This window comes from Synechococcus sp. CS-1328, from assembly GCF_025128095.1.
Taxonomy (GTDB): Bacteria; Cyanobacteriota; Cyanobacteriia; order PCC-6307; family Cyanobiaceae; genus CBW1002.
Window position 1 is genome coordinate 1 of sequence record NZ_JAHLYT010000016.1, and the last position, 6,722, is coordinate 6,722.

The window sequence follows — 6,722 nt, forward strand, 5'->3', positions numbered from 1 at the left end:
AGCCCCTCTGGCTGCCGGTGCCTGCTGCAGCCGACGATTGGCCGGAAACACCGGCATTGAGATGCCGATAACCAAGACCATTGGTTCAGCACGTGCTTGTGCTCGCTGGCGCTGCTGGTTTTGGGCGACAAACTCCTAGGACCCGGCTCCGGCGAAGTGAGCAAGCCCGAGACGTGAGGCGGTGATCGGACTGGTCTGGTCCCGCCTACGGTTATTCCAGAGTCTGTGGCCTTGAAGATGGGGACGGCGATTACGGTGAAGAACAGCGCCGATCAGACGCTCTATCTCTACAACGACGATTTCACCAGCAGCGCGCCTGTCTCCGCGGTGGTGTTAGAGAGCCAAGCCACCACCACGATCCCGATGCTGACGGGGGATCAGAAGCGCCTGTATGTGGCGGCTGAGCCGCTGAAGGGCTCTTTGGAGAAGGGCGTGAAGCCGGATGCCTTCAACCCGACGAATGATGCCGGTGTGGAGTATTCCTTCTTCGAGTATGCCTACGAGCCGCAGAACAATCGCTTCACCGCTGATCTGAGCTATATCGATGAATTTTCCTTCCCGCTCACCCTCAACTTCGCCAATCTCGGCACTTACAAGGGTGCTCAGAGTGGATTCGAGTACGGATTCAATGATCTCGATCCCGTGATCGGCAATCTCAACTCCCGCGCCACGGCCGCCCAGCCCTGGGGGTCGCTGGTCTGGCCCGAGGACCCGGTCACCGCCTGGGCTCCCAACCCTGCCTATCCCGACGGTCTTCGGCGCATCGTGGGACCCAACAAGGTGTGGACGCAGCAGCGGGGCACCACCAACCCAGTGGCCCCGAACTACCCGGGCATCGGTCCGTGGGAACCCCAGAGCTTTTACCCCTTCGTGATGGCGCTGCCCGAGAGCGGCACGCAGCTGTTTCAAAGCGTGACCAACTGGAACGGCTGGCAGAACGGCCTCAATCCCAAAATGCCAGCCCCCCTGCCGACCATTGATCCCGGAACAACGGGCTATGGGCAGGCCCTGCGGGCAGCTGCCACGCCGGATGCCAGCGGCAAATACGGCTTCTTCACGTTCCCCAACGACAACCGCCAGGGCGAGTTCACCTACGTGCCAGACACGGCCAGCCTCCGTCTCACGGTCCAAGGGTTGAGCTGAGCGGCGCGTCCCTGAAGGCTTCCAGGCCAGACGGGGCCAGGGGGCGGTAAGGGGGCCGGCTGCTGCCGCCGCAGACCCAAGGTGCCGGCCTGGCTAGAACCGGGAGGTAGCCGCAGCCCATCCCCGATGCAGATCACCGTGTGGCAGGCCGACAGCGTCGGGGCTCTGCTGCAGCGCGGCACGGCGCAGCTATTGGAGCCAGGGCCTGATGAAGCGCTGCTGGAGGTGCTGCACGGCGGCCTCTGCCACAGCGATCTGTCGATGATCGACAACAGCTGGGGCGTCAGTGCCTACCCCCTGGTGCCTGGCCACGAGGTGGTGGGCCGGGTGGTGCAGGTGGGCGAGGGGGTGGATCCCTCCCTGGTGGGCCAGCTGCGGGGGCTGGGCTGGATCGCCGGCTCCTGCCGCCATTGCAGCTGGTGCCTGGGGGGCGAGGCAAACCTCTGCGCCGATCTCGAGGCCACCGTGGTGGGCCGCAGCGGTGGCTTCGCCAGCCATGTGAAGGGTCATCAGGACTGGCTGATCCCGATTCCTGAGGGCCTCTCGCCGGCCGATGCCGGTCCGCTGTTCTGCGGCGGCATCACCGTGTTCGCCCCCCTGCTCGATGAGGCCGTGTCGCCCACGGCCCGCGTGGCCGTGATCGGCATCGGCGGGTTGGGCCACATGGCCCTGCAGTTCGCCAAGGCCTGGGGTTGTGAGGTCACCGCCATCACCACCCATCCGGAGCGCAAGGCGGCGGAAGCCACTGCTTTCGGTGCCCACGGGGTGGTGGCGCTCTCGGCCCTGGCGGACCAGGCCGGTCGCTTCGATCTGATCATCAACACCAGCAACCACAGCCTCGACTGGGATGCCGTGGTGGGTTCCCTGGCGCCGCGGGGGCGGCTGCATCAGCTTGGGGTGGTGACCGAGCCGATCCCCCTGCAGGCGTTTCCCTTCATCGCCGGTCGCCTCCAGTTCACCGGTAGCCCCACCTCCTCCCCCGCCAGCCTGCGGCGGATGGTCGACTTCTGCGCTCGCCATGGCATCAAGCCCCAGGTGGAGCATCTGCCGATGGCCGAGATCAACACCGCGATCGAGCGGCTGCGCAAGGGTGATGTGCGCTATCGCTTCGTTCTGGACGGCCCTGTTTAAACGGTGGCTGCCTGAAGGTCAGCGGCCTGAAGACCGGCTGCCTCAAGGCTGGCTGGCTGGAGACCGGCCGCCTGAAAGGGTTCCAGATCAGCCAGAGCCCGGTCGCGGTAGGCGCCGTAGCGGCGGCGCTTGTCGCGGATGCGTTCAGCCAGCTCGGGCAGCAGGCCGAAGGTTGGCGGCATCGGCTGGAAGCCGCCGCGCTTGCCGGAGCCGCCGCAGGGAGCCTCGGCGATGAAGTGGGTGAGGGCGCCGATCATGGTGGTGGCGGGCAGCTGGATCGGCTGCTCACCCCGGGCCAGCCGGGCGGCGTTGGTGCCGGCCAGCCAGCCGCCGGCCACGGCCGCCGCATAGCCCTCGGTGCCGGTGATCTGGCCGGCGGCCAGCAGGGTGGGCCGGCTGCGGAACTGCAGGGTGGGATCGAGCAGCTGGGGGGACTCCAGGAAGGTGTTGCGGTGCATCACGCCGAAGCGCACGAATTCAGCGTTCTCCAGGCCCGGGATCAGGCGCAGCACCCGCTTCTGCTCGCCCCATTTGAGGTTGGTCTGGAAGCCCACCAGGTTCCAGAGGCGGCCGTCTTTGTCTTCCTGGCGTAGCTGCACCACGGCGTAGGCGCGGTTGGCGCGGCGCACGTCACGGTCGTTCACATCGCCCCAGCGGGGATCCCAGAGGCCGATCGGCTTGAGCGGCCCATAGCGCATGGTGTCTTCACCGCGGCGGGCCAGCTCCTCGATCGGCAGACAGCCCTCGAAGAAGCTGGCGCTCTCCTGCTCGAAATCCTTGAGCTCGGCCTGCTCGGCGGTCAGCAGCGCCTCGCGGAAGGCGAGGAACTGCTCCTTGTTCATCGGGCAGTTGATGTAGTCGGCGTCGCCCTTGTCGTAGCGGGAGGCGCGGAAGGCGCGGCCCAGATCGATGCTCTCGCCTTCCACGATCGGGCTGGCGGCATCGAAGAAGTGGCAGTCGGCCCGGCCGGTGAAGGCGCGCAGATGCTCCGCCAGCGGTTCGCTGGTGAGGGGGCCGGTGGCCAGCACGGTGATCTGATCGGGCGGCGGCAGCTCCACCTGCTCGCGCCGCTCGATCGTGACCAGCGGATGCGCTTCCAGGGCTGCGGTGAGGGCGGCGCTGTAGCGGCCGCGATCCACCGCCAGGGCACCACCGGCGGGCACCGCATGGGCATCGGCGGTGCGGATCACCAGGGAACCCAGGCGCCGCAGTTCCTCCTGAAGCAGACCAGCGGCCCGATCACTGGAGAGCGCCCCGAAGCTGTTGCTGCACACCAGTTCGGCGAAGTCGCCGCTGTGGTGAGCCGGGGAGCGCTGCAGCGGCCGCATTTCCACCAGCACAACAGGAAATCCGGCCTGGGCGATCTGCCAGGCCGCTTCGGTGCCGGCGAGTCCGGCACCGATCACCAGAAGCATGGAGGGATCAGGCGCGGGCGCGCTTGATCATCAGCTGCAGCTGACCCACGGCGGCGCGGCCGATGTGGAACACGGCCCAGGCCGCAGCCAGAACGATCGGAGTGGCAACCAGCAGCAGCCGCAGATCCATGGCTTGAAAGGGGGAATTTGCAGGGATCTTAAGGCCAGGCTGGCGTTCAGAACCCCCGCTCGCTGCTGCGGCCGGCATGGGCCTGCGCCAGCTCGCGGTAGCGGTGGGCATGCGCTGTCTGCTCGGCGATCGCCTCCGGGCTGAGCTGGCGCTTCACCTGGGCTGGTGCCCCCATCACCAGGGCGCCGGCCGGCACGTCGCGGGTCACCACCGAGCCGGCGGCCACCAGGGCGCCGGCTCCCACGGTGACGCCGTTGAGCACGATGGCGCCGATGCCGATCAGGCAGCCGTCTTCCAGGGTGGCGCCATGCACCACGGCCCGGTGGCCGATGGTCACGTTGGCGCCGATGGTCACGGGCTGGCCGGGATCGCCATGCAGCACCGCGCCATCCTGCACATTGCTGTTGGCACCCACCAGGATCGGCCCCACATCCCCGCGGGCCACCGCCGTGGGCCAGAGGCTCGCCCCGGCGGCGAGTTCCACCTCACCGATCACCACCGCCGAATCGGCCACCCAGGCCTCCGGGTGAATCCGCGGCTCGGGCCAGGGGAAGGGGGCCATGGGGCGCGGCTGGCAAGGGCTCGTCATTCTCGATCCGCTTCCGGTCTGCCTGCGATCTATCTGCGATCGGCCTGCGCTTCTCCGCCCGCTTGGAGGGAACCCCCGCCGGGTGATACGTTCCCTTGGTGCCCGAAAGGGCTGCCATGGGTTCCGCCCACTGGCGGGTCGCTAGCTCAGCGGTAGAGCACTCGGCTTTTAACCGATTGGTCCTGAGTTCGAATCTCAGGCGACCCATGTCTTGAGAAGCTTTCTCTGGCTGGCTAAGCCACTGCCCTGCAGTGTTTTTCGGCCCGTCAAGCGGTGTTGCCGCTTCTCGGAGTAAGACCGCAGAAGTGCGCAAAAAGCTCCAGGCCATCTCACCTGTTGAGACTGGCCTTTGTCGCAGGACTTGGCGCGGTGGGAACCCTCCCCTGTGCGAAAGATTCCAATGGCCACGATTCAGAGCCCTCTGCAGCGCTGCAATGCGGTGCTGCGGGCCCTCGGTTCCCGCTACCGGCTGCGGGAACACAGCCGCAGCCCCTGGCTCACGGTGTACGAGCTGGGTGCCGGGGGCAGAACCCGGGAATGCTCCGTGCCTGGCTATGCCGCCGCGGATCCGCGGGCGGTGGAGGCGCTGCAGGAACGGCTGATCGAGGCCACCCGATCCGGGCAGCCTCCCTGTTGCCGGGGCCACGGAGTGCCGATGTTCCCCAACAGGGCCAACCCTGCTGGCCAGAGATCTGTGAAGCAGTCGTGCGGTTTCAGCGCGGCCAGGGCGTGAACATGAACTTGGTGGGTCCGTTCCGGGGTCGGGGCTTTTTCCGCCTGCTTCCGACCGATCGACCGGCCAGCGTGGAGGACGTGAGGCGCTTCGCGCTGCACAGCGCCGAGAGCCTCAGGGCCCATCTCGCGGATCCGGAGGAGCCGCTGATCCCGATGGCCACCCGCCGGCAGGGATTCCGTCAGAAGCGGGAGGTGGTGTCGTTGTTGCGTCGTGCCGGCTTCGGGGCGATTGCCCCCCGGGAGCTGAGCGACGAGCTCAAGGCCATGGTGAACCGCAAGAAGCTGGCTCTGGTGGCTGCGGGGGCGTCACGCAGACGGATCCCCACCACCGAGGCGATCGAGCAGTGGCTCGATGCCGTGATCGAGGAGGACCCCCTCTGGGGGTGGGTGTTCGCGATGGTGGCCACCTATGGACTGCGGCCGCATGAGGTGTGGCACATCGCAGAACTGCCCGATGCTCGCGGCATGCTAGTCATCGGAATCGCCGATCGTTATATCAAGGTCACCAAGACCGGGTTTCGGGTGGCTCTGCCTCTGCTGGCGGCCTGGGTTGAGCGCTACGAGCTGGGAGGTGTCAACGGGGAGAAGCGGCTGGCCGAACTGCGCCGGCGTCATCGGCCCCGCTTCGTGAACGAAGACGGGCTGCCCTACGACCCCGAGCGCGATCTGGTGATGCGCTGCGACAACAATGAGCGCCTGGGTGCGGTGTGCTGCCACAAGCTGCGCAGCTCCGATGCGCGGGTGGAGTTCGAGCTGCGGCACAAGCTCTATGCCTGGGTGGTGATCGCAGACCCCCAGGGCACCCGTAAACCCCAGCGCCGCAAGGAGCGCTGCGTGCCCTACGACCTGCGGCATGCGTATGCGATCCGGGCGCGAGAGACCACGAGTTGGAGTTATGCAGATGTGGCGGCGGTGATGGGCCACAGCCCGGACGTGCACCGGCGCACCTATCTGAGTGAGATCAGCGGCGAGCAGACCAAGGCCTCCGTGGCCCGGAGGATGCTCACGTCCTCTGATGCGGCCTGAGGGCTGGCGACTCCACTGCGTCCCGTTCCCTGCTCCTTCCCCTCATGGTCTGGATCGCCTCTCGGCAGTGATCCAGGTGCCAGAGGTGGTCGGAGCGGGGAGCACTGGGGTTCTTGCGAGTCCAGTGGATGCCCTGGCGGAGCAGCTTTCGCCCCCGCCATCGCCAAAGAGTCGAGCGGCTGACCCCAAGCGCGAGGCAGACACGGGGGGTGTCCACCCAGGAAGGCGCTTCCGCCGTGGGGCCCATCCAGGGGAAGGGGGCGGTCTCAGCCATGGCGCCCCAGGGCTAGCTGGCAGCGCTGGAGGTTCCAGAGGAGATGGGAGCGCCTGGCGGTGGGGTTCTTGGCCACAAGGTGGGGGCAGTCCTTGAGCAGGCCCTGGCGGCGGATGTGGAAGAGGGTGGAGCGGCTGATGGCTAGGAGCCTGTCGCGCATAGATCGTCGGACAAAAATCGAGGGCTTTCCCACCACGATGGGAAGCCAGGCCGGAATCAGACTGGGAAAGCAGCGAATTGATGTTTTCGCGCTGGCTCGCTGAAATTGTACGTAGCGCA

The 6,722-nt window shown here is 67.1% G+C and carries 8 protein-coding genes and 1 tRNA gene; 5 read left to right on the top strand and 4 right to left on the bottom strand.

Annotated elements, in window-relative coordinates; translation table 11 throughout:
- Positions 1-237 precede the first annotated feature (237 nt).
- Both KQ310_RS02670 and KQ310_RS02675 read left to right on the top strand, forming a co-directional pair.
- Positions 238-1,143 carry a beta-1,3-glucanase family protein gene (locus KQ310_RS02670; RefSeq protein ID WP_259720242.1) on the top strand — a complete coding sequence of 302 codons (906 nt, stop codon included), beginning with the start codon at positions 238-240 and terminating at the stop codon, positions 1,141-1,143.
- A 126-nt stretch (positions 1,144-1,269) separates the two neighbouring features.
- The gene (locus tag KQ310_RS02675; RefSeq protein ID WP_259720243.1) at positions 1,270-2,274 is read left to right on the top strand and encodes an NAD(P)-dependent alcohol dehydrogenase; all 1,005 of its coding nucleotides are present in this window, start codon (positions 1,270-1,272) and stop codon (positions 2,272-2,274) included.
- Here KQ310_RS02675 and trmFO read toward each other — a convergent pair.
- From trmFO to KQ310_RS02690, 3 genes are read right to left on the bottom strand one after another with little or no spacing between them, the layout of a single operon-like run.
- A complete protein-coding gene (gene trmFO / locus KQ310_RS02680) occupies positions 2,271-3,689 on the bottom strand; it encodes an FADH(2)-oxidizing methylenetetrahydrofolate--tRNA-(uracil(54)-C(5))-methyltransferase TrmFO (RefSeq protein ID WP_259720244.1) in 1,419 nt (472 codons plus the stop codon). The two genes, KQ310_RS02675 and trmFO, sit on opposite strands and share 4 nt — an antisense overlap.
- 7 nt (positions 3,690-3,696) lie before the next feature.
- Positions 3,697-3,819 carry a photosystem II protein Y gene (locus tag KQ310_RS02685; protein ID WP_197154013.1) on the bottom strand — a complete coding sequence of 41 codons (123 nt, stop codon included), beginning with the start codon at positions 3,817-3,819 and terminating at the stop codon, positions 3,697-3,699.
- A gap of 46 nt (positions 3,820-3,865) precedes the next feature.
- Positions 3,866-4,381: a gamma carbonic anhydrase family protein gene (locus KQ310_RS02690; protein ID WP_259720245.1), complete on the bottom strand. Its 516-nt coding sequence runs from the start codon at positions 4,379-4,381 to the stop codon at positions 3,866-3,868.
- Positions 4,382-4,543: 162 nt separating this feature from the next.
- Here KQ310_RS02690 and KQ310_RS02695 point away from each other — a divergent pair.
- From KQ310_RS02695 to KQ310_RS02705, 3 genes are all read left to right on the top strand, one after another.
- Positions 4,544-4,615: transfer RNA gene (locus tag KQ310_RS02695), tRNA-Lys, on the top strand.
- 193 nt (positions 4,616-4,808) lie between these two features.
- Positions 4,809-5,141: a hypothetical protein gene (locus KQ310_RS02700; protein ID WP_259720246.1), complete on the top strand. Its 333-nt coding sequence runs from the start codon at positions 4,809-4,811 to the stop codon at positions 5,139-5,141.
- On the top strand, positions 5,138-6,169 hold the full coding sequence (locus KQ310_RS02705; protein ID WP_259720247.1) for a hypothetical protein: 1,032 nt from the start codon (positions 5,138-5,140) through the stop codon (positions 6,167-6,169). The genes KQ310_RS02700 and KQ310_RS02705 overlap by 4 nt, the downstream gene beginning before the upstream one ends.
- A 266-nt stretch (positions 6,170-6,435) precedes the next feature.
- Here the strand turns inward: KQ310_RS02705 and KQ310_RS02710 are convergent, their stop codons facing one another.
- Positions 6,436-6,603 (bottom strand): hypothetical protein, encoded by a 168-nt coding sequence (locus tag KQ310_RS02710; protein WP_259720248.1) that lies wholly within the window; start codon positions 6,601-6,603, stop codon positions 6,436-6,438.
- Positions 6,604-6,722 lie beyond the last annotated feature (119 nt).